Below are 22,624 nucleotides of genomic sequence, written 5' to 3'. Positions count from 1 at the left end.
AAAAATAGAAATTTGAATGAGAATAGGAATTATTAGTTATAAAGGAATTACTTAGCAGTTGTGGGGCCTTAAACGGAAAAACAAAAACAGGCCAATTATGCTGGCTATGCTTATGGCATAAGCAATAATAGTGGCTTTATTATATTGTTCATAGTTTCTGCGGATGGTGAAAAAATTATATAATGCCAGCCCGGCAACTATTGCCCAAAAAAACCAACCTATCTTATCGCACAGGGCAAAAACTTGTACGGCTACGGCCATTACAATGAAGTTAACAAAGATAAGCATAACAGACTCGGGGGTGTTGTTGTGGGTTCTTCTCCTGTTAAATACTTCTTTAGGTAGCATGTTTAACTATTTTACTTCTTCTTTTACTTCTTCATAATCAACAAACTCGCCTTCGGAGTCAGGTACGGTGCTCTTTTTACCTTGCGGAATATAATCTACCTTAATAGCGCCCTCAGGTTTTCTTGACTGACGTTGTTGTTGCTGGTGTTGCTGTTGCGCTTTATTTACCACGCTTTCAAAAAGTACAGGTATTAAATAGCGCATTAAACTGCGTATTATGTATAATATGCAAATTGATATGAGTAAAAAACGAATTAGAAGCATCTCATTTACTTTTAGCTTACAAATATAAGTATATAACGTTAAAATTGTTTTATTATGATGTTATTGATGTGCAAATGTGCAGATTACAGATGTGCAAATGATTTATCGATGTGTAGGATACAGATTTCAAATGTGTAAATGAAAACTATAATCACACGATTGTTTTTTAATCTGCATATCTGCACATTTGAAATCTGCACATCTAAAACTTCTCCTCCATCATTTTTTCTAAAGCAAACATTTCATCGCGTAATTTGGCAGCCAGTAAGAAGTCCATATTCTTGGCTGCCGCGAGCATATCTTTTTTAGTATTGTCTATTGATTTTTTCATGTCGGCTTTGGTCATGTATTGTACAATTGGGTCGGCTGCCAATGTTACTACGTCGGCTTCTACATAGGCTTGCTGCACGCCACCTTTAAAATCAACAACCGATGTTTGCTCCATAATTTCCTCTCGCGATTTACCAACTGTTGTAGGTGTTATACCGTGTTTGGCATTATAGGCTATTTGTATATCACGACGGCGGTTGGTCTCATCCATGGTTATCTGCATGGAATCTGTTACCTTATCAGCATACATAATAACCCTGCCCCGGTCATTACGGGCCGCGCGGCCAATGGTTTGTATCAATGACCTTTCTGAACGCAGGAAACCTTCTTTATCAGCATCAAGGATAGCTACCAGTGATACTTCGGGCAGGTCAAGCCCCTCGCGCAGCAGGTTAATTCCTATCAGCACATCAAACTCGCCCAGGCGCAGTCCCCTTAAAATTTCCACCCTTTGCAGGGTTTTTACTTCGGAGTGTATATAACGGCATTTGATACCTAAGCGGTCCATGTATTTTGCCAGTTCCTCGGCCATGCGCTTGGTAAGGGTAGTAACCAATATACGGTCGCCCATTTTTATAGTTTTATCAACCTCATCAAGCAGGTCGTCAACCTGATTTATTACCGGGCGTACCTCAATAACCGGGTCAAGTAATCCGGTAGGGCGTATCACCTGTTCAACCACCACACCGCCCGATTTTTCCAGCTCAAAATCAGCAGGGGTTGCGCTTACATAAATGGTTTGAGGTGCAAGACCTTCAAATTCCTGGAAATTGAGCGGGCGGTTATCCAAAGCGGCCGGCAGGCGGAAGCCATAATCAACCAATGATATTTTACGGGAACGGTCACCACCATACATGGCCCTGATCTGCGGCACAGTTACGTGGCTTTCGTCAATCACCATCAGGTAATCCTTCGGAAAATAATCCAGCAGACAGAAAGGACGTGCCCCCGGCAGGCGGCCATCAAAAAAGCGCGAATAATTCTCGATCCCCGAGCAGTAACCCAGTTCACGAATCATTTCCAGGTCGTAGTTAACCCTTTCTTCCAGCCGTTTGGCTTCCAGGAAACGGCCATCACCAATAAACTGTTTTTTGCGTGTTTCCAGTTCTTCCTGTATGGCCCATATGGATTGCAGGAAACGTTCGCGCGGGGCTACGTACAGGTTAGCCGGGTACACGATCATGTGGGTCATTTTCTCGATGGTTTTCCCGGTGCTTACGTCAAAGGCGCTCAATTCTTCAATATCATCGCCAAAAAAAGAAATACGGTAGGCATAATCAAGATAGGCCGGGAAAATATCAACCACATCGCCCTTCACCCTGAAAGTTCCGCGTTTAAAATCGGCAGTGGTGCGGGCATATAAAATTTCGACCAGCCGGTGCAGAAATGCATTACGGCTGATTCGTGTACCTACGGCAAACTTAAAAACCGAATCGGCAAAGTCGTCAGGGTTACCCATACCATAAATACAGGATATGGACGATACCACAATAACATCCCTGCGGCCCGACATTAAAGCTGATGTAGTGCGTAAACGCAGTTTTTCAATTTCTTCGTTTATCTGCAGATCCTTTTCAATATAGGTATTGGTGGTAGGTATAAATGCTTCGGGCTGGTAATAGTCATAGTACGACACAAAATAGTTCACCGCGTTCTCCGGAAAAAACTGCTTAAACTCGCCGTAAAGCTGCGCTGCCAGGGTTTTATTATGACTCAATATCAGCGTAGGCTTTTGCGTTTGCTGTATAACATTGGCCACGGTAAATGTTTTGCCTGATCCGGTAACACCCAGCAGGGTTTGAAAAGGATCGTTGTTATTTACACCTTCAACCAGTTGCCTTATGGCTTCAGGCTGATCGCCGGTGGGGAAGTATTGGGAGGTTAAATTAAAATCCATGTTGTTATGTAAAAATACAAATAATCCTGCAATAGGGTTTGTAAATCAAAATAAGTACATGATAATGACAACCGTATGTCAACAGTGTTTTAACGGCATTAATATTAACAGGCGGGATACCTCAGGGTCTCTCGCAGAAGACCCTGAGGGGACGAAACGGTATAAATATTTACATACAGTCAAAATAACCGGCATTAGCTTGAGGAGCTGATGCGCTTGGCGCGTTCAAAAAAGCTTAGCCTTTTCATTTGCTCCTCCACCTCACCTATAGCCTGCATCAGGTTGTTTTGTGTTTTAGCGAGCTCTGTTAAGGCCTCTATCATCACCTCCCAAACGGGTTTCATACGATCAATAAGCTCCTGGCCTTTAGCCGTTAACTGGATAAGACGTTTTCTTTCATCTGCTTTATCCCGTTTGGAGCGGATCAGTTTTTCTTTTTCGAGCTCCTTTAAAAGGCTTATTGTGGAAGGATGGGTGTAGCCAATTTCATTGGCAATTTCAACTACACTTAAAACAGACCGTAAGTGCAAAGTATAAATAACCGGGAACCATTTGGGTTCAAAATCAATGCCGTTGGCTTTATATATTAGCGTGCCATCCTTACGTAACTGGTCGCTTAGGCGCTGTAACCTTGTTGAGATAGCTAAAATGCCCGATTCATCTATAACATTCATCTGTAAACCTGTGGTTAATTATTCAAATGTAATTGATAAAAAATAGTATCAGTAAGCATTAACGGGAATGAAGCCGGCAGTTTGGATTTGTCAAGCCGGGTAAAACCATTTCGCTCATAAAAACGGTGAGCGGCTTTCAGGGCTTCAACCGTGCCCAAATACACGTTGGCAATTTGGTTTTGTTTGCAATGGTCAATTAGTTTATTGAGGAGTGCCTGCGCAATACCAAACTCTTTGCCCCGGTATTCCTTGCGTACAAACATTTTGCGGATGGTACCTATTTTACCATCGGTAACAATTAATCCTATTGTGCCAACAAGTTGTCCGTTAATTTTAGCGCCCCAAAAATTGCCACCGGTTTGGTGATAGTTTGTTTCAATATCCAGCAAATCGGGCTGATGCTTCAATGTGACAGGGAGATTAAACTCCGTTTGCTGTATAGTTAAAATAATATCAATTATTTGCTGGCAGTAAGTATTGTTTAATGAGGTAATAACAAAATCAGTATCCATAAAAAAATAATTTATGTACAAATCTACGTAGTTAACTACATATATTCCAAATTGAATTTTAAAATATAACAAAACCATGACGGGGAAAGGGGGCTTTTATAGTGGAAGGCCACCTTTATATATTTTCAATTATATAATACGTTAATTGTGGTTTAAAAGAATTAAATTTAATCATGATTTTTATCCTGAACAAAACCAATACCATTGCCAACCAATTCTTGGCCGAATTACGGGATGCAGATATTCAGCAGGATAAAGCACGCTTTAGGTGCAACCAGGAAAAGCTGGGCCAGATACTGGCTTATGAGCTTAGTAAAACCCTTAAATATGACATTAAAGAAGTGCAAACTTCGTTGGGAACAGCCGCTATAAGTGTACCTGCAGAGCAGCCTGCATTGGGCGTTATTTTGCGGGCGGGCTTGCCTTTTCACCAGGGTTTTATGCAGTATTTTGATCAGTCGCCATCAGCGTTTATTACGGCTTACCGTAAAATAAAACGGACCGGAGATTTTATAATTCAGGTTGATCATATATCAACCCCAAATCTTGATGATAAGATATTTATTTTGTGCGATACCATGCTGGCCACCGGGCAAAGCATTGTAGCGGTTTGTAAGGAGTTAATGGCCCAATATAAAATTAAAGAGCTGCACATTGCCGCCGTTATTGCCAGTACCGAAGGTGTGGCCCATGTACGTGCCAATTTGCCCAAAGCCAAATTATGGCTGTGCGCCATTGACGATGAAATGACTAGCAAAGCTTATATAGTACCAGGCCTGGGCGATGCCGGTGATCTGGCTTTTGGGGAAAAAGCCTGAATGATTTCGGATTTATGTAGGGAATAGTTTAATTGGGGATTTATTTTAATGATGGCTGATTTTGAATTTCTAAATCAAGAAATAAATCCCAAATCGAACATCCGAATTCCGAAATCAAAATGTTCAATTTCTGAATTAGAAATTTGGATTGTTTAATTTTGGATTTATTTTAATGATGGCTGATTGAATTTCTAAATCTAGAAATAAATCCCAAATCGAACATCCGAATTCCGAAATCAAAATGAAACAATACAAACATATCTACTTCGATCTTGACCATACCATCTGGGATTTTGATAAAAATGCCGAAGAGGCCCTGCAGGAGCTTTACCATATCCACCAGTTGCATACTATCGGACTAACATCGGCCGATTTATTCATTGAAACTTATACCCGCCATAATCACCAGCTTTGGGCGCAATATCATGTTGGGGAGATCACCAAAGACGAATTGCGTGAAGCCCGCTTTAAAAAGACATTTATAGAACTTGGCTTGCGCCCCGAAACAATCCCCGCTGATTTTGAAGACGCTTATGTAAAGCTTTGTCCTACTAAAACCAACTTGTTCCCTCACGCGCATGAAACACTGCAATATCTGCAGGATAAATACACCTTGCATTTAATTTCAAACGGTTTTAAAGAATCGCAAAAATTAAAAATGGCAGGCACAAATTTGGAAGGCTATTTTCAGCATATCATCATATCAGAAGATGTTGGCGTAAATAAACCTGATAAGGCCATATTTGAATACGCTATTAACCTGGCCGGTGCAAATAAACATGAAAGCCTGATGATAGGCGACAGCCTGGAAGCTGATATATACGGGGCATTGAATTTTGGAATGGATGCTATTTATTTTAATCCGTTTAACGCACCCAAACCGGATGACGTGCCTGTGCAGATAACTCATTTAAAGGAGTTGATCACCATATTATAAAACAATGTCATTTCGACGAGCATGTGTAGGGAGAAGTGCCGGTGGCGCGAGGAGAAATCTTATATGCCATGCATTTATGGGTGTAAAAGATTTCTCACCCTCTCTATGCTGTACCCTACACACAAGGGTTCGAAATGACATGAGGCTTTTTTGTTTAAAGTAAAAAGCCCCTGTTGCTCAAAAACACATGGATAATATTTAACGGCACATTATTTATTATTTAAAAGCGCTAACTTTATTATTATGAGCATTGCAAAGGAGCACAGGGCCATTGAAATCGCATTTGATAATTACCGTGAATGGTTAGATACCATTATTGATGAATTATTTACAGAAACCCCATCAGGTGGCGGCTGGTCCCCGGCCGAAGTTTACAGTCATGTCATGAAAGCCACCTTACGTTCTTCAATTGCCATAGAGCGTTGCGCACACAGTAATTGCCCCCCTACCAATCAGGGGTTATCAATACAGGGGCGCTTTACGCTGTTGTTTGGATGTTTCCCGCCGGTAAGGATCAAATCGCTCGATGGCATAATCGTTGAAAAGATCAGTAAGGAAGATGCCCGGAACTTAATTATTAAATGCCGCCAGCGTGTTGAAACCATCATGCCGCTCATTGCAAATGCACCGGCCGATATCCGTTATAAGCACCCGCGTTTGGGTATGCTTAATGCCCGGCAATGGTTCAGGTTCACCAGGATACACTTGCAGCACCATTTAAAGCAATTGGAGCAGATAAAAAGAAAATTTCACATTGCTTGAAACCTTTTACATTTAACAGAGTCTTAACAATTAAATAATTTAGTTTACCGACATTTGTTAAAATCATTTAATGATGAATTTTGAATATGCGTATTTGGTTGTTATGGGTTTGCTGCTTTTAGTTGGCGCCTTTTATATCAGCCCTTATGAACTGAATGTTAATGAAGACGAAGACGACGAGTAATCGTTTGTTCAACATTTCAAATGTAAATATTAACCGGTATTATTTGCCGGATGAGAATGTAACCCCCCCAATTTTAATGTCGAAACGTGAAGTTGATATCATAGTAATATCTGACGTGCACCTTGGTACATATGGCTGTCACGCCAAAGAGCTGCTTAAATATTTAAAAAGCGTAAAACCTAAAATGCTTATCCTAAACGGTGATATTATTGATATATGGCAGTTTAGTAAATCGTACTGGCCCGAGGCCCACATGAAGGTGGTGCGCCGCATACTTAAGTTTGTTACAGACGGCATACCTGTACATTACTTAACCGGGAACCATGATGAAATGTTGCGCAAATTCACCGATTTTAACCTGGGGTCGTTTCAGCTGCTCAATAAAATTGTATTAAACATTGATGGCAAAAAAGCATGGATATTTCACGGCGATATATTTGATGTAACCATGCAGCACTCCAAATGGCTGGCCAAATTGGGCGCGGTAGGGTATGATACCCTTATCCTGATCAATAGCTTATCCAACTGGTTTTTAACCGCCCTTGGGCGTCAAAAAATGAGCTTTTCGCAAAAAATAAAAGCCCGGTTTAAGGAAGCGGTAAAATTTATAAACCAGTTTGAACAAACCGCTGCCGACCTGGCTGTAGATAAAGATTATAAATATGTAATATGCGGGCATATACACCATGCCGAGATCAGGGAAATAACAAATACCGAACAAACAGGTTCTGTACTGTATTTAAATTCGGGCGATTGGGTAGAGAGCCTTACCGCGTTGGAGTATTATGAAGGCGAATGGAAAATATTCAAATACAACCCTGATGATTTTAAAACCGATGCCGACGAAGACGATAAAACCGATGCCGAAGATCTGGACGCCAAGCTGGATGTTAAAAGCCTGCTTGAACGTTTTAAACAGGAACCTCATTAATAGTATCGAGTAGTTAGTATCAAGTATCACGACTTAAAAGGCTATCTGCTGTTCACAAGAAATCCTGATACTTGATACTAACTACTTGATACTAATTACTAACTTGACCCCCACAAATTAAACTGTGAAAATTGACGTTTAAAACCTAACGGAGATGGATGATCTGCTATCTCAGTTTCGGGCTTGAACACGCTTACTACCATGAAAATACTTTTTGCTATACAGGGAACCGGTAACGGACATATTAGCCGGGCCCGCGAAATTGTGCCTCTATTGCAACAATATGGCGAGGTTGATCTGTTAATAAGCGGTACCGAGGCCGAGGTTTCATTAACACAGCCTCTTAAATACAGATTTCATGGCTTTAGCTTTGTGTTTGGTACCAATGGCGGCGTAGATAATTGGGCCACATTTAAAATCATGAACCTACGCCAGCTTTGGCGAGATATGCATAGCCTGCCCCTGAACCACTATGATCTTATTATAAACGATTTTGAACCCGTAAGCGCCTGGGCGTGCCGGCTGCAAAAGGTACCGTCGGTATCGTTAAGTCATCAGTGTTCATTTGTGTCGCCAAAAACACCGCGGCCCGCTAAGTGGAACTATGCGGAGTGGCTGTTTAAATATTATTCGCCTACTACCTATCATGTAGGTTTCCATTTTGACCGGTATGATGATTTTATACATACCCCGGTGATCAGGAGCGGCATCCGTGAAATGGAAACGGCCAACCTGGGGCATTATACAGTTTATCTGCCTGCTTATGATGATAAAACGCTGTTAAAACATTTAAGCAAGGTAACTGATGCTAAATGGCAAATTTTTTCAAAACGCCAAAAAATACCTTATCAATCGGGCAATGTGGAGATATTTCCGGTAAATAACGAGGCTTTTAATACAAGTCTTGCCAATTGCGAAGGGCTGCTAACCGGCGGTGGCTTTGAAGGACCGGCCGAAGCCTTGTTCCTGAAAAAGAAAGTGTTGATGATACCCATGAAGGGGCAGTATGAGCAGCAGTGTAACGCCCTGGCCGCATCAAAAATGGGTGTGCCGGTTATTAATGAGATAAATGAAAAATTTACAGCCCACCTCAATAACTGGATACAGGACGACAAAAAAGTAATTGTAAATTTTCCTGATGAAACCGCCCGGATAGTTGACAATTTAATAAAGCAGTACGCAAAGCCACAAAGCATTGTAGCATAAAAGGTTTTTCTGCTAATTTTACGCCGCAAAATAGCGCGCCTTTATGATCAATATTTTCAGAGCCTTTAATCCGTTGAATGTTTTGTGGCTGGCAATTGTATTGTTACTGTCGCGCATAGGCTATTTGTTTCATGTGCCCGATAAGCTGGAGTTTATTTTTGTGGAGCCCTTTGCCAGGCTGCTGGTACCTATCTCGTACGAATATGCTTTTTCGCCTGCTTCAAATGTATTATTGGCTGCTGTATTAGTGTTTATACAGGCTTTGCTGCTTAATTACCTCATCAACTTTTATAACTTACTGGGCAAGCCTACCTTTTTACCGGCCTTAATGTACATAACCCTGTCGGGTTTGTTTACCCCATTTTTAATGTTGAGTGCCCCGCTCATCTGTAATTTTCTGATTATATGGATGTTGTTCAAGCTATTTAGTTTGTATAAGGGGGATGATGCCAAATCAACCGTTTACGATATGGGCATGATTGTGGCATTGGGCTCCCTGATCTATTTGCCCTTTATTTATCTGTTTTTAGTGATATGGATAGCGCTGGTACTTTTTAAACCCTTTAACTGGCGCGAGTGGATAGCCGGTATATTGGGTTATGTCACCATATTTTTTTTCCTGGCGGTTTTTTATTACCTGAATGATCGCCTAAAGGGGTTTTACAACATCTGGCTTCCGTTAGGTAAAAAATTTCCTGATCACATCAGCATAAACTCCTATAATTACCTGCTGCTTATACCTGTAATAATGATATTGGTACTCTGTTTTTTTAAATTACAGAAGAATTTCTTTAAAAGTTATGTGCAAACACGTAAATCTTTCCAGCTGTTATTTTTTATTTTTTTAATAGGGGCGTTTTCATTTTATGTAAATGCCGCGTTCCATTTAAACCACTTTTTATTGTGTATAGCGCCTGCCGCGGTGTTTTTTGCCTATTATTTTCTGTATGCCACCAAAAAATGGTTTTACGAAAGCCTGTTTTTATTGCTGCTAATCAGCATCATCTGCTTTCAGTTTAACAATTTTTAACTTTTACATTCGTTCAAATTTCAGCGGTTATATTAGTTTTGTAACATGAAATTTGGAGTAGTTATATTTCCCGGATCTAATTGTGATGAAGACATCATATATGTATTAGAAAAAATAATGGGTCAGCAGGTAGTAAGGTTATGGCATAAAGACCATGATTTGCAGGGTGTTGACTTTGTTGTTTTGCCAGGTGGTTTTTCTTTTGGCGATTATCTGCGTTCGGGAGCAATATCCCGTTTTTCACCAATTATGCAGGAAGTTATACAATTTGCTGCAAAAGGTGGTTATGTAATGGGTATTTGCAACGGTTTCCAGATATTGGCAGAAGCCGGCCTGTTGGATGGTGCTTTATTGCACAACGAGAACCGTAAGTTTATTTGCCGCAATATTTATTTAAAACCACAAACAACCAAATCATTGCTTACCGCGCAATTAGTGCAGGAGCAGGCATATAAAATTCCTATTGCCCATGGCGAAGGTAATTATTTTGCTGATGCTGATGTAGTAAAGGCCCTTAACGATAATGAGCAGGTATTGTTCAGATATTGCGACGAGGCCGGTAACATTGTGGCAGAAGCTAACCCTAACGGATCATTAGAGAACATTGCCGGTATTTGCAATGCAAACAGGAATGTGTTTGGGTTAATGCCGCATCCTGAACGTGCCGCCGATAGCTTGCTGGCCAACGAAGACGGATTGGCTATTTTTGAATCCATATTATCATTAGTTAGGGCCTGATGACCAATCTGGTTATCGATATTGGTAATACGTATACAAAAATTGCAGTTTTTAAGCTGGATGAGCTGTTGGTAGTTGAACAGTTTGAAACTGTTGACGCGAATACGCTGGATAGTTTTTTGAATAATTATAAAGTTGGCAGAGCGATAATCTCGTCGGTTAAGAAGCATATCGAGCCGTGGCAAATTGGTTTGGGAGCAAAAATTCCGCTTACCTATTTCACTGCCTTAATAAAAAGCAACATACAAAACCATTATTTAACCCCTGAAACACTTGGTACTGATCGTTTAGCTGCAGTTATAGGTGCAAATCATATTTATCCCGGCTTAAACAACCTGGTGATTAACGGAGGTACCTGTATAACGTATGACTATATTGATGCCGGCGGAAATTATTTTGGCGGCAGCATATCGCCGGGTTTAAATATGCGTTATAAGGCTTTAAATTATTATACAGCCGGCTTACCATTAATTAATACCGATGCAGCCTTTAATACCGCATACGGAAACGATACAGAAACTGCTATACGTTCAGGAGTGCAAAACGGAATAAAATATGAACTAACAGGCTTTATTGAAAGCTATAAAAATAATAGTCAACAACTGAATATTATACTAAGCGGGGGCGACAGTATTTTTTTTGATACTCTATTGAAAAATAGCATCTTTGCCCCCTATATTAAAAATGAACCTTATTTGGTTTTAAAAGGATTAAACGCAGCTATACAAAAGCATAATGATTAAATATACCAGGTTTTTTATAACACTTTTATTTGCTGTTATTGCATTTGCAGCACATTCCCAATCAACAGCAACTTCAAGTTCTCCATATTCAAGGTACGGTATTGGCGATATTGATCAACAGGCATCAATCCAAAGCTTAGGTATGGGTGGTATTGGTGTAGCTACCAACCGGATAGGTGTTTCTAATACTGCCAATTCTGTTAATCCATTTAATAATATCAATATTATTAACCCGGCTTCGTACGGTGCCATCACCTTTACTACAATTGATATAGGTGTTTACAGTAACTTTTTAACCCTGAACCAAACTGGCTCGACAAGTCAAAAAAATAGTAATTTCAGGCTTGATCACATAGCTTTTGCTATACCGGTGTCAAAACGTTCGGCATTTAGCTTTGGCTTGCTTCCTTACAGCGAACGAGGCTATAACTATACAAAATCTGTTAAAGGCACCGGTATTACATCACCAGCTGATACCAACATTACTAATTATACCTATAGCGGCGATGGTGGTCTGTCAAAGGCTTATTTGGGTTACGGATTTGGTATAGGTAAACACCTTTTATTAGGTGGTAACGTATCCTATATATTTGGTACTTTAAAAGATATCAGTACTACAGAGATACCTAATCTTGTAGGAACTATAAATTCAAAAATCGAACAAAGTAATTCCATTGGTGGTTTAAATTATGATTATGGGGTTCAGTACTCGTTTGATTTTTCAGAAACAAAACACCTGGTATTGGGATACTCAGCATCAGCCGGCTCAAAACTTAATACACAAAGCAGCTTTATTGTAAGCCAGTATTATAATGACGGCAGTGGCAATCAGAACGTTGCTGCCGATAGCCTTATAAACAGACAGGATCCTAAATCAAAAATAAAACTTCCGCAGATAAACCGTTTTGGTATATCATTTCAAAGCGACGGAAAGTTTTTGGTTGGAGCCGACTATTCTATGGGTAAATGGTCTGATCTTAGTATAGCAGGTGTAAACCAGGGATTGCAGAATAACAAAACATTTAACATTGGCGGGCAGTATACCCCCAATATTGCAACACTCCGTAATTACCTGGCCTCGGTTGATTATCGTTTAGGTGCTATATATGACGAAACCTATATGACCGTTAATAATACCCAAATTAAAAGATATGCTGTTACCGCAGGTTTAGGCTTACCTTTGAGACCTAATAACGGTAGTTTTTATAAGATCAACATTTCGGCCGAGGTAGGCAAAAGAGGTTCGTTGGTGAATGGCCTGGTGAGGGAAAATTATGTTAATATTCATTTGGGCTTTACACTTAATGACAGGTGGTTCCAAAAATATAAATTTGATTAATCAGCAGCGTTATGTATAACCGGGTGAAACATTTACATGGCTTATGCCTGTTGTTATTGCCCATGTTTGCCCTTTTTATATCATCGTGCGAGAATGACCTGAATAAGGTTAAAGAAATAGCATCAAACGAGGTTGGTATAATTGTGGAACCTACCACCGGAGTCGACCTCATTATGAGCGACTCGGCAAAAGTTCAGTTGCATTTAACAGCTCCCCTGCTATTGCAATACCAAACCAAAAAACCGTATAAGGTTGCACCAAAAGGGATCAGGATAGTATTTTATGATAAGGTAACTCAAAAGGAATCGGGTAACATTGTGGCCGATACGGGCATATTGCATGAGGACGATAAGTTATATGAGTTTCATAAAAATGTGGTGGCCACCAATGCCAAAGGCGAAACCTACAAATCAGAAGAATTATTCTGGAATGCAGGAACAAAAAAAGTATACTCCCACAAAAATGTAGAAGTTACCATGAATGGAGGGAATATAATGAATGGTGATAATTTTGAGAGCGACGACAAGTTTCTGCACCCTACGCTTAGGAACAGCAAGGGTATATTTCATGTAGATGAAAATGCAACGCAATAGTGCTTTTTTTTCAGGAAAATTTTGTGTTATAGAATTTTACTAAAAATTGTATCTTGCGCCCTCTTTTGAAGGATAGAAAAATAATTATAAAAAGTATATGGGTATAATGGGTTATTTGCGCGAAAGAATGGGGAAGATTCTCGCATTTTTTATTGGTTTCGCGCTTCTTGCTTTTATTATAAGCGAGGTGGTAAGGTCTGGCGGGTCTTTTTTTAGGGACGATAGTAATGAATTGGCCGTAGTAAATGGCGAAAAAGTTCCTTATGATGAATTTAATAAAAAACTGGAGCAGAACACTGCACAGTTTAAACAGTCGGGGCAAAATATCTCGCCGCAGATCACCAGTTACATTCAGGAAACAACCTGGAACCAGTATCTGAGCCAGATTCTTCTTAACAAGGAGATTGAAAAGGTAGGTATTGTGGTTGGTGGCGACGAAAGCGCATCGATGGTTAATGGTAACAATCCTGACCCTCAGATTGCACGTCAGTTTTCAGATCCTCAAACAGGGGCTTTTGATAAAAACAAGCTTAACCAGTTTTTGAGCTATTTACAATCAGGCAAAGCCGATCCTACACAAAAACAAGCCTGGACCGATTTCTTAATACAATTGATCGAAGCAAAAAAGGCAACAAAGTACATGGCTTTGGTTACCAGTGGCTTGTATGTTAACTCGCTGGAAGCTAAGGATGATTACGAAGCTAAAAATAAGCTGGTAAACTTTAAGTATGCCACACTTGATTATGCTTCGATCCCTGATGCTAAGGTTACTTTAACTGATGATGACTATAACACGTATTACAACGCCCATAAAGCTGAGTTTAAAAATCAGCAGGATCTGAGGTCATTTGAGTATGTAAGCTTTAATGCTGCACCTTCAAAAGAAGATAGCGCAGCTTTAAAAGTGGAGGTTAATAAACTTGCTGAAAGTTTTAAAACCAGTACCAATGACTCACTTTTTGTTCAAATAAACGCTGAAACAAAAACGCCTGTTGCTTTTCAGAAAAAAGGCGCGCTTGAGCCAAAGCTTGATACTTTGATGTTTAATGCGGCTAAAGGATTTGTTTATGGTCCGTATATATCAAACGGCAGCTATAAATTAGCTAAGCTTACAGATGTTAAAACCACCTTTGATTCGGTAAAAACAAAGCATATATTAATTAACCCGGCTACCGAAGGCGGTATTGATAAAGCGATAGCTAAAGCCGATTCCCTGAAAAAACTAATTCAGGGTGGCAAATCATTTGCCGAACTGGCTTTAACTTTTTCAGTTGATAAGGGAAGTGGCGCTAAAGGCGGAGAAATACCTGCATTTGATGTTAATGGTGCAATGGGCGGTGGCCAGGGACAAATTACTCCTGAGTATACCAATGCGGCTTTTAATGCCCATAAAGGCGATCTGGTTGTAGTTACCTCACAATTTGGAGTACATCTTATCCAGATCGAAGATCAAAAAGGATCAGTAAAAGTGGTAAAAGTTGCGGTAGTTGATAAGCCAATACAGGCCAGCAGTAAAACACAAACAATAGCTTACAGCAAAGCTCAGGCATTTTTAGGTGCCTTAACAAAGGATAACTTTGATGCCGAGATTAAAAAAGAAGGCTTGAAAAAGCAAACTGCCGAAGATGTTACCGGTGTGGCTACAAGCCTGCCAGGTTTGGATAATGCAAGAGATGTGGTTAGATGGGCATACAAAGCTGAAAAAGGTGATATTACCGATAAGGTATTTACTGTTGGCGATCAATATATCATTACCCGTTTAAGCCAAATTAAACCTAAAGGTGTATTACCGCTTGATGCAGTTAAAAAGCAAATTGAACCGGCTGTACGTAACGAGGTAAAAGCTAAACAGCTGAACGAAAAATTCCAGGCTGCATTGAACGGGTCTTCAACAATTGATCAGGTGGCTCAAAAAGCGGGCAGCAAGGTTGTTCCTGTACAGAACATTGTGTTTGCAAATCCGGTTATCCCTGGCGCGTCAATTGAATATAAAGTTATTGGCTCTATTTTTGGTTCACAGGTAAACAAACTTTCAAAACCAGTTAACGGACAGCAAGGTGTTTATGTATATGTTGTGGATGGCTTTACTAATCCTGCAGCACTTACCAATAATGTAAGAGAGAAACAACAAATAGCACAAACTTTACTACAGCGTTCAGAAGGACAAATACTGGAGGCGCTGAAAGATAATGCTAATGTAAAAGATAACAGGGCTAAACTGTTATAAGGAAATTTTAAAGTAATTTTGTATCCGGGATCAACTTAAAGGTGTTCCCGGATTTTTTATTTAGGAATTATTTTGGTTTCGGATGTTCGATTTCGGATTTAGAGTTTAGCATTTCGGATTTAGCATTTATAATTATGGATATACAGGAAAATATAGTGAATAAAGTGGCTCAAAGTGGTTTGGTCACTTTAGATCCTGCTGCTTTTTATCCTGCCGGCGACCGTGTTATTTATGATATTAAAGATAACTTGTTCCATGGCCTTATATTACGTGAAAAAGATTTCAGGGATTTTATAAAAGAACACGACTGGACACAGTATGCTGGTAAAAACGTAGGAATTACCTGTACCGCTGATGCCATTGTGCCAGCATGGGCCTATATGCTGCTGGCTAACCGGATGGCCCCATATGCCCGCGAAGTTGTTTTTGGTGATCAGGATGTTTTGGAAACAGTGTTGTTTGAAAAAGAGATGTCAAAAGCCGATTTTGAACAATATCGTGATCAGCGTATAGTATTAAAAGGCTGCGGCGATACTGCTGTACCTGTTTCGGCTTATGTTGAACTAACTAAAAAACTCACACCTATAGTAAAAAGCCTCATGTTTGGCGAACCTTGCTCAACCGTACCTATCTATAAGCGGAAAGATTAAGGGCTTGCTTTTTTTAATGAATGTACCTGTCAAAGCGGTATTTATAGGTCAGCGCAATAAAAATGGATTTAAACCATTTATAGTAGCAGTTGTCATATCTTCACGCCAATAATGCCAGGCCATATTTATTAAAGCAAGCTGTGCTAATGAGAAAATACTTTTTTTATACCTTATTCTTACTTTCCTGTTATAGTAATGCTTTTTCGCAGGAACTTACAAAAATAAGTGAACCTGTTTTTAAGGTAGGCGAAAAGCTGAGCTATAAAATGAAATACGGGATTTTTACTGCTGCCGAAGCCAATATACGGGTTGAAGCAAGTGATAAAAAGTTTACCGGACAATCTGCATTTCACTTGATTGCCGAAGGTAAAACGGCAGGCTCGTTTGATTTTTTTTATAAGGTGCGCAACAAGTATGAGTCATACGTTGATCAAAATACGTTGGAGCCTTATTTTTATACAGAGAACAGGCGCGAAGGAAAGTGGAAGCATACCGATAATGTGAGCTTTGATCATAAGACCGATAAAGTGACTGCCAATAAAGGTACATTTCCATATAAAGGGAAAACATTTGATTTTGTATCGGCCTATTATTTTGCCCGTACTATTGATGTTTCAAAAATGAAGATCGGTGATAGGTTTGAGATGCAATACTTTTTAGAGGACGGCTTTCACTCTATGGGTATAACCTATGTTGGTACGGAGGTGGTGGACTGTTCTATGGGTAAGTTTGATTGTCTTAAATTTAATCCAACCATTATTCCGGGCCGTATTTTCAGGAAGGATAGTAAATTGTACCTTTGGATAACTAATGATGGCAACAGGATACCCGTAAAGGCCCATGTGGAAGTAATCTTAGGTAGTATAACAATGGATCTGCAGGACGCTACCGGCCTTAAGTATCCTTTAAACCCTATAAAAAAAAGTAAATAAAAATATGATCGAGGTTGGTAACGTATTGGTGCATGAGGATGTAGTGAAGGAAAATTTTGTTTGTAACCTGAACAAATGTAAAGGCGCCTGTTGTTTGGAAGGCGATTCGGGCGCGCCGCTAAATGCCGATGAACTTGATATTTTAAAAGAAATATATCCTAAGGTAAAACCTTATCTTACCGAAAAAGGTATCAGAACTATTGAAAAAGTAGGTACCCATGTAAAGGATTTTGAAGGTGATTATACCACCCCCTGCGTTGATGTAAATAAAGAGTGCGCTTATGTAATATGGGAAAACGGTATTACCAAATGTGGTATCGAAAAAGCATATGAGCAGGGCGCCATCACCTGGAAAAAACCTATCTCCTGTCATTTATATCCTATCCGTATCACCACATACCCAGAGTTTGATGTATTGAACTATGACCGTTGGAGCATTTGTAGCCCTGCATGCTCATTTGGTGATGAACTTAAGGTTCGTGTACACGAATTTTTAAAAGACCCGCTTATACGCAAGTATGGGCAGGAATGGTATCAGGAACTGGAAAATGAAGTTTCTGGTATTTAACCACGCTAAACATAATTGTAATTTTTGCCGGGTCAGTTATTACCTATAGTACTTTTATCCCTGATTAAACAAGTTTTTACAATTAATTTGGATAATATTGTAATAATATAAGTTTAGCGTATTAAAATTAATGAAAACAGCTTTAATAACAGGTATAACAGGACAAGACGGAGCATATTTGGCCGAATTTCTACTTAAAAAAGGATATGAGGTACATGGTGTAAAACGGCGGTCGTCATTATTTAATACGGAGCGGATTGATCATCTTTATCATGACCCGCATGAACCTAATGTAAAGTTTAAACTACATTACGGCGACCTTACAGATTCAACCAACTTAATAAGATTAATACAGGAAGTACAACCTGATGAGATTTATAACCTGGCAGCTCAAAGCCATGTAAAGGTAAGTTTTGATACTCCTGAGTATACTGCAAATGCCGATGGAATAGGAACCCTGAGAATTTTAGAAGCTGTTAGATTATTAGGATTGACAAAAAAAACACGTATATACCAGGCATCAACATCAGAGCTATATGGCTTGGTACAGGCTGTTCCGCAAAGTGAAACCACCCCGTTTTACCCCCGGTCGCCTTATGCAGTAGCCAAGCTATACGGTTATTGGATAATTGTAAATTATCGTGAAGCATATGGGATGTATGCCTGCAACGGTATTTTGTTTAACCACGAAAGCCCTATCAGGGGCGAAACTTTTGTTACCCGTAAAATTACACGTGCCGCGGCAAAAATTGCCCTCGGCTTGCAGGATTGCCTTTACGTAGGTAATCTTTCTGCGCAACGCGATTGGGGACATGCCAAAGACTATATTGAAGCAATGTGGCTAATGCTGCAGCAGGACAAGGCCGATGATTTTGTTGTTGCCACCGGTATTACTACCACCGTGCGCGATTTTATAAAGATGGCATTCAATGAGTTAGGTATTGAAGTGGAATTTAGCGGGAAAGATGAGCATGAACGTGGCGTGATTATTGATATTGACCAGCAAAAAGCTGCCGAACTGGGTTTAAATATGGATAACCTGAAATTTGGGCAAACCGTTGTTAAGGTTGATGCTAAATATTTCAGACCTACTGAGGTAGACTTGTTAATTGGCGACGCATCAAAAGCTTTTGAAAAACTGGGATGGAAACCTAAATATAGCCTGCAGGCGCTGGTTACTGATATGATGCAGTCAGATTTGCATTTGGTTAAAAAAGACGAATATCTAAAAAAGGGTGGTTTTAAAACGCTTAATTATTTTGAATAACCTTTATTTATATTACCAATTCTATATATGAGGAAAATATTTACCAGCGTTATACTATTACTTTTGATAAGCGAAGTTGTAAAAGCACAATCAGTATATCAGCCGTATTCCTATCAATTTTACCAAAAACTTAACGCCGACGTTTATTCAACCAAAACCCGGGTACATAGCTCATTAAAACCAATGTTTGCTGATGATTCCCTGTTAAAGTATCATTACGATTCTTTAATGAACATCAATGGACTTAAGGGAAAGTTTTTTAATCAGCACCAGATTGATGTTAAAGGGGACGGTTATACTTTTTATACTGATCTGTTACCTGATTTTAACCTAAGCCGGGATTTTGAGGGAAAAAGGAATACCAATTTTGCTACACTTGGCTTACAATTAGGCGGTACAGTTGGCAGCAAGTTGTATTACAACATAAGTGCTTACGAAAACCGGGCGGTATTGCCTGGTTACATGGCCACCTATACCAACCAAATAGGCATAGCACCCGGGCAGGCTTACGCAGGTATTTATGGCAATGAATATCGCTGGTCATATATCACAGGATTAGTGTCATACACCCCTAATAAATATTTGAATATAACCGGGGGGCGCGATAAAACCTTTATAGGAGATGGTTATCGTTCTGAGCTTTTGTCTGATTATGCTTCGCCATACCCGTTCTTTAAATTAACAGCCACTCTTGGTAATGTAAAATATATGGCCATGTGGGCTTATTTTAATGACCCATTATCGATTAAAGTTGATGGCGGCGACCGTAAAAAGTATGGTGTGTTCCATTACCTGGATTGGAATGTGAGCAACCGGCTTTCATTTGGTTTCTTTGATGCTGTAATTTGGGCCGCTAAAGATGATGCGGGCCATACACGCGGATTTGATTTTACTTATATAAACCCTATAATATTTTTGAGGCCTGCTGAGGCAACAAACGGATCGCCGGATAATGCGCTGTTAGGTCTTACGGGTAAATATAAACTTACTGATGGTATTACGGCTTATGGCCAGTTTGCCCTGGATGAATTTGAGGCCAAAAACTTTTTTTCGAGCAACGGCAGCTCACGCAATAAATATGCGTGGCAATTTGGGTTGAGGGGTGCAAACCTGTTTAGTGTACAAGGATTAAATTACCTGGTTGAAACCAATAATGTTAAGCCCTATACTTATTCAGAACGTAGCTCGGTAATTAACTATGCAGAAAATGGTGAGCCTTTGGCACATCCGTGGGGAGCTAATTTTCGCGAATTTGTTGGCTTGTTGAACTATTCCTATAAAAGATTTGATTTTTCGGGCGAGGTTGATTATGGCCACTATGGGTTAGATACTGATTATGTAAATTACGGAAAGGATCTTTTCCAGGTATATGTTGATCCTGCAAGGGCATTGGGTAACTACACTGGTCAGGGATTAACCACCAATATGATTTACATTGAAACCAAGGTAGCTTATTTGCTTAATCCTAAATATAACCTGCGTTTTGAATTGGGAGGGATGTACCGTTCCGAAAAAAATAGCCAGTTTCATGATAAAACCGCTATGCTTACATTGGGTATACGCAGCTCATTCCGCAGTATTTATAACGACATAGCGAGTTATAAAACGCATTGAAAGAACTCTATTCATAAAACAAAAAAAGCGGCCAAGCCGCTTTTTTTGTTTTATGATGCTATAGTGTGCGTATTACGTTTCGCACCTAAGTTTTTAACTTGCTCAACAATGCTTTTGGCATCATAACCGCATTCGGCCCAAAGTTCGGGCTGTTCGCCGTGTTCTATGATCTTATCAGGTATTCCAAGTCGTTTTACCTGGGTTTTATGATAACCGTTATCGGCCATAAACTCAATTATGGCACTTCCCATTCCTCCTTCAAGGCAGCCATCCTCCACAGTGATCACCTTATCAAACTTCTGAAATACATCGTGTAATAAGGCTTCATCAAGCGGTTTTACAAAACGCATATCATAATGTGCAGGGTAATAACCTTCAGCATTCAAATCGGCGGTAGCTTTTACCACTTCGTTACCTATGGCCCCTATTGATAAAATGGCCACATCATCGCCATCGCATATTTTACGGCCTTTACCAACAGGTATTGCCTTAAACGGACGCTGCCAGTCAACCATCACTCCATTACCACGGGGGTACCTGATCACAAACGGGCCCATATTATCCTGTTGTGCAGTGAACATCAGGTTACGCAGTTCTTCCTCATTCATAGGTGCCGATACCGTCATATTAGGTATGCAGCGCATAAAGGCCAGGTCATAGGCACCATGGTGTGTTGGTCCGTCGGCACCAACTACGCCGGCTCTGTCCAAACAAAATATAACATTTAGTTTTTGTATGGCCACATCATGTATCACCTGGTCATACGCCCTTTGCATAAAGCTGGAGTATATGTTGCAAAAAGGTATTAAACCCTGAGTCGCCAATCCTGCCGAAAAAGTAACCGCATGTTGCTCGGCTATTCCAACGTCAAAAGCACGCGTTGGCATAGCTTTCATCATCAGGTTTAGGGAGCATCCGGAAGGCATGGCCGGGGTAATACCCATAATTTTAGGGTTTTGCTCGGCCAGTTCAATAATGCTAAGACCAAATACATCCTGATATTTAGGAGGCTGTGGTTTCTCGTATTTTGTTTTTTTGATCTCGCCGGTTATCTTGTCAAATAAGCCTGGCGCATGCCATTTGGTCTGGTCTTTTTCGGCTAAGGCGTACCCTTTGCCTTTAACCGTAACACAATGCAATAATTTTGGCCCGGGTATATCGCGCAGGTCTTTTAGCACTTTTACCAGGTGATTTACATCGTGCCCGTCAATGGGGCCAAAGTATCTGAATTTTAAAGCTTCAAAAAAGTTGCTCCGTTTAAGCAGCGTTCCTTTTATGCTTTTTTCAATCTTCTGTGCTATTTTAAAGGCATCAGGCCCTATGGCCGATAGCTTTGCCAGCACATGGGCTATATCATCCCTAAAGCGGTTATAAGGCTTCGAGGTGGCAATATCAGTAAGGTATTCTTTTAAAGCACCCACGTTGGGGTCAATAGACATGTTGTTATCGTTCAGGATCACCAGCAGGTTTGAACTTTCAATACCGGCATGGTTAAGGGCTTCAAATGCCATACCTGCTGTCATGGCCCCATCGCCAATAACGGCCACGTGTTGCCTGTCAGTCTCGCCTTTATAATGTGAAGCCACGGCCATGCCTAAAGCTACAGATATAGAAGTAGAGGAGTGCCCTACGCCAAAGGTATCGTATTCACTTTCTGATCGTTTAGGAAAACCGCTAATACCTTTATATAGGCGGTTAGTATGAAAAGCTTCGCGACGGCCGGTCAGTATTTTATGCCCGTAAGCCTGGTGGCCAACATCCCAAACCAACTGATCGTATGGGGTATTTAAAACATATTGAAGGGCAACTGTTAGTTCAACAACACCAAGACTGGCGGCAAAGTGGCCGCCGTTTACCGATACTACATCAATAATATACTGGCGCAACTCCTGGCAAACCCGTTCAAGCTCATTTTCATTAAGTTGCTTTAAATCAGATGGATAATTTATTTTTTGCAACAAATCTCCGGCTGGTACCTGCATTGACATTTGTAAGAATATTTGACTTACAAAGTAAGTTATTTATTTATAAAAACAGGCCATATAAATGTATTTATTGTT

Annotated in this window: 22 protein-coding genes; 16 read left to right on the top strand and 6 right to left on the bottom strand. The window is 40.1% G+C overall.

Annotated elements, in window-relative coordinates:
- Nucleotides 1-51: 51 nt before the first annotated feature.
- The 5 genes from M2273_RS23310 to M2273_RS23290 form a co-directional block, all read right to left on the bottom strand.
- Nucleotides 52-348: a hypothetical protein gene (locus tag M2273_RS23310; RefSeq protein ID WP_429400188.1), complete on the bottom strand. Its 297-nt coding sequence runs from the start codon at nt 346-348 to the stop codon at nt 52-54.
- Between the two features lie 6 nt (nt 349-354).
- Nucleotides 355-552, bottom strand: coding sequence for a DUF4834 domain-containing protein (locus tag M2273_RS23305; RefSeq protein WP_429400187.1), 198 nt, complete (start codon nt 550-552; stop codon nt 355-357).
- Between the two features lie 262 nt (nt 553-814).
- Nucleotides 815-2,839, bottom strand: coding sequence for an excinuclease ABC subunit UvrB (gene uvrB, locus M2273_RS23300; RefSeq protein ID WP_429400186.1), 2,025 nt, complete (start codon nt 2,837-2,839; stop codon nt 815-817).
- Between the two features lie 194 nt (nt 2,840-3,033).
- Nucleotides 3,034-3,513: a MarR family winged helix-turn-helix transcriptional regulator gene (locus tag M2273_RS23295; protein ID WP_429400185.1), complete on the bottom strand. Its 480-nt coding sequence runs from the start codon at nt 3,511-3,513 to the stop codon at nt 3,034-3,036.
- A 14-nt stretch (nt 3,514-3,527) separates the two neighbouring features.
- The gene (locus tag M2273_RS23290; RefSeq protein ID WP_429400184.1) at nt 3,528-4,025 is read right to left on the bottom strand and encodes a GNAT family N-acetyltransferase; all 498 of its coding nucleotides are present in this window, start codon (nt 4,023-4,025) and stop codon (nt 3,528-3,530) included.
- Nucleotides 4,026-4,198: 173 nt separating this feature from the next.
- Between M2273_RS23290 and upp the strand changes: the two genes are divergently transcribed.
- The 16 genes from upp to M2273_RS23210 all read left to right on the top strand — a co-directional run bounded on the left by upp (nt 4,199) and on the right by M2273_RS23210 (nt 20,564).
- The gene (gene upp, locus M2273_RS23285) at nt 4,199-4,843 is read left to right on the top strand and encodes a uracil phosphoribosyltransferase (RefSeq protein ID WP_429400183.1); all 645 of its coding nucleotides are present in this window, start codon (nt 4,199-4,201) and stop codon (nt 4,841-4,843) included.
- Between the two features lie 241 nt (nt 4,844-5,084).
- Nucleotides 5,085-5,780: a YjjG family noncanonical pyrimidine nucleotidase gene (locus M2273_RS23280; RefSeq protein ID WP_429400182.1), complete on the top strand. Its 696-nt coding sequence runs from the start codon at nt 5,085-5,087 to the stop codon at nt 5,778-5,780.
- A 243-nt stretch (nt 5,781-6,023) separates the two neighbouring features.
- Nucleotides 6,024-6,542, top strand: a complete 519-nt coding sequence (locus M2273_RS23275) for a DinB family protein (protein ID WP_429400181.1) — start codon at nt 6,024-6,026, stop codon at nt 6,540-6,542.
- A gap of 260 nt (nt 6,543-6,802) precedes the next feature.
- On the top strand, nt 6,803-7,657 hold the full coding sequence (locus M2273_RS23270; protein ID WP_429400180.1) for a UDP-2,3-diacylglucosamine diphosphatase: 855 nt from the start codon (nt 6,803-6,805) through the stop codon (nt 7,655-7,657).
- Nucleotides 7,658-7,858: 201 nt separating this feature from the next.
- On the top strand, nt 7,859-8,863 hold the full coding sequence (locus M2273_RS23265) for a glycosyltransferase family protein (protein WP_429400179.1): 1,005 nt from the start codon (nt 7,859-7,861) through the stop codon (nt 8,861-8,863).
- A gap of 43 nt (nt 8,864-8,906) precedes the next feature.
- Nucleotides 8,907-9,893 (top strand): DUF6427 family protein, encoded by a 987-nt coding sequence (locus tag M2273_RS23260; RefSeq protein WP_429400178.1) that lies wholly within the window; start codon nt 8,907-8,909, stop codon nt 9,891-9,893.
- Nucleotides 9,894-9,938: 45 nt separating this feature from the next.
- Nucleotides 9,939-10,631, top strand: coding sequence for a phosphoribosylformylglycinamidine synthase subunit PurQ (purQ, locus tag M2273_RS23255; RefSeq protein ID WP_429400177.1), 693 nt, complete (start codon nt 9,939-9,941; stop codon nt 10,629-10,631).
- The gene (locus M2273_RS23250) at nt 10,631-11,374 is read left to right on the top strand and encodes a type III pantothenate kinase (RefSeq protein ID WP_429400176.1); all 744 of its coding nucleotides are present in this window, start codon (nt 10,631-10,633) and stop codon (nt 11,372-11,374) included. Before purQ ends, M2273_RS23250 begins: the two co-directional genes overlap by 1 nt.
- Nucleotides 11,367-12,713 (top strand): hypothetical protein, encoded by a 1,347-nt coding sequence (locus tag M2273_RS23245; RefSeq protein ID WP_429400175.1) that lies wholly within the window; start codon nt 11,367-11,369, stop codon nt 12,711-12,713. Before M2273_RS23250 ends, M2273_RS23245 begins: the two co-directional genes overlap by 8 nt.
- An 11-nt stretch (nt 12,714-12,724) precedes the next feature.
- Nucleotides 12,725-13,306 carry an LPS export ABC transporter periplasmic protein LptC gene (lptC, locus tag M2273_RS23240; RefSeq protein ID WP_429400174.1) on the top strand — a complete coding sequence of 194 codons (582 nt, stop codon included), beginning with the start codon at nt 12,725-12,727 and terminating at the stop codon, nt 13,304-13,306.
- Nucleotides 13,307-13,403: 97 nt separating this feature from the next.
- On the top strand, nt 13,404-15,533 hold the full coding sequence (locus tag M2273_RS23235) for a SurA N-terminal domain-containing protein (RefSeq protein ID WP_429400173.1): 2,130 nt from the start codon (nt 13,404-13,406) through the stop codon (nt 15,531-15,533).
- A 134-nt stretch (nt 15,534-15,667) separates the two neighbouring features.
- Nucleotides 15,668-16,183 carry a DUF2480 family protein gene (locus M2273_RS23230; protein WP_429400172.1) on the top strand — a complete coding sequence of 172 codons (516 nt, stop codon included), beginning with the start codon at nt 15,668-15,670 and terminating at the stop codon, nt 16,181-16,183.
- 146 nt (nt 16,184-16,329) lie between these two features.
- On the top strand, nt 16,330-17,115 hold the full coding sequence (locus M2273_RS23225; protein ID WP_429400171.1) for a DUF3108 domain-containing protein: 786 nt from the start codon (nt 16,330-16,332) through the stop codon (nt 17,113-17,115).
- A 4-nt stretch (nt 17,116-17,119) separates the two neighbouring features.
- Nucleotides 17,120-17,683 carry a DUF3109 family protein gene (locus tag M2273_RS23220; RefSeq protein WP_429400170.1) on the top strand — a complete coding sequence of 188 codons (564 nt, stop codon included), beginning with the start codon at nt 17,120-17,122 and terminating at the stop codon, nt 17,681-17,683.
- Nucleotides 17,684-17,813: 130 nt separating this feature from the next.
- Entirely contained in the window at nt 17,814-18,950 is a 1,137-nt protein-coding gene (gene gmd, locus M2273_RS23215) for a GDP-mannose 4,6-dehydratase (protein WP_429400169.1), read from the top strand.
- Between the two features lie 27 nt (nt 18,951-18,977).
- Nucleotides 18,978-20,564, top strand: coding sequence for a gliding motility protein RemB (locus M2273_RS23210; protein WP_429400168.1), 1,587 nt, complete (start codon nt 18,978-18,980; stop codon nt 20,562-20,564).
- 50 nt (nt 20,565-20,614) lie between these two features.
- Here M2273_RS23210 and dxs read toward each other — a convergent pair whose 3' ends face one another.
- A complete protein-coding gene (gene dxs, locus M2273_RS23205) occupies nt 20,615-22,546 on the bottom strand; it encodes a 1-deoxy-D-xylulose-5-phosphate synthase (protein WP_429400318.1) in 1,932 nt (643 codons plus the stop codon).
- Nucleotides 22,547-22,624 lie beyond the last annotated feature (78 nt).

Origin of the sequence: Mucilaginibacter lappiensis, assembly GCF_050433765.1 — a bacterium.
GTDB classification, from domain to species: Bacteria; Bacteroidota; Bacteroidia; order Sphingobacteriales; family Sphingobacteriaceae; genus Mucilaginibacter; species Mucilaginibacter lappiensis_A.
The sequence above is the reverse complement of the archived record's forward strand: the minus strand, read 5'-3'. Positions and strand labels throughout refer to the sequence as shown.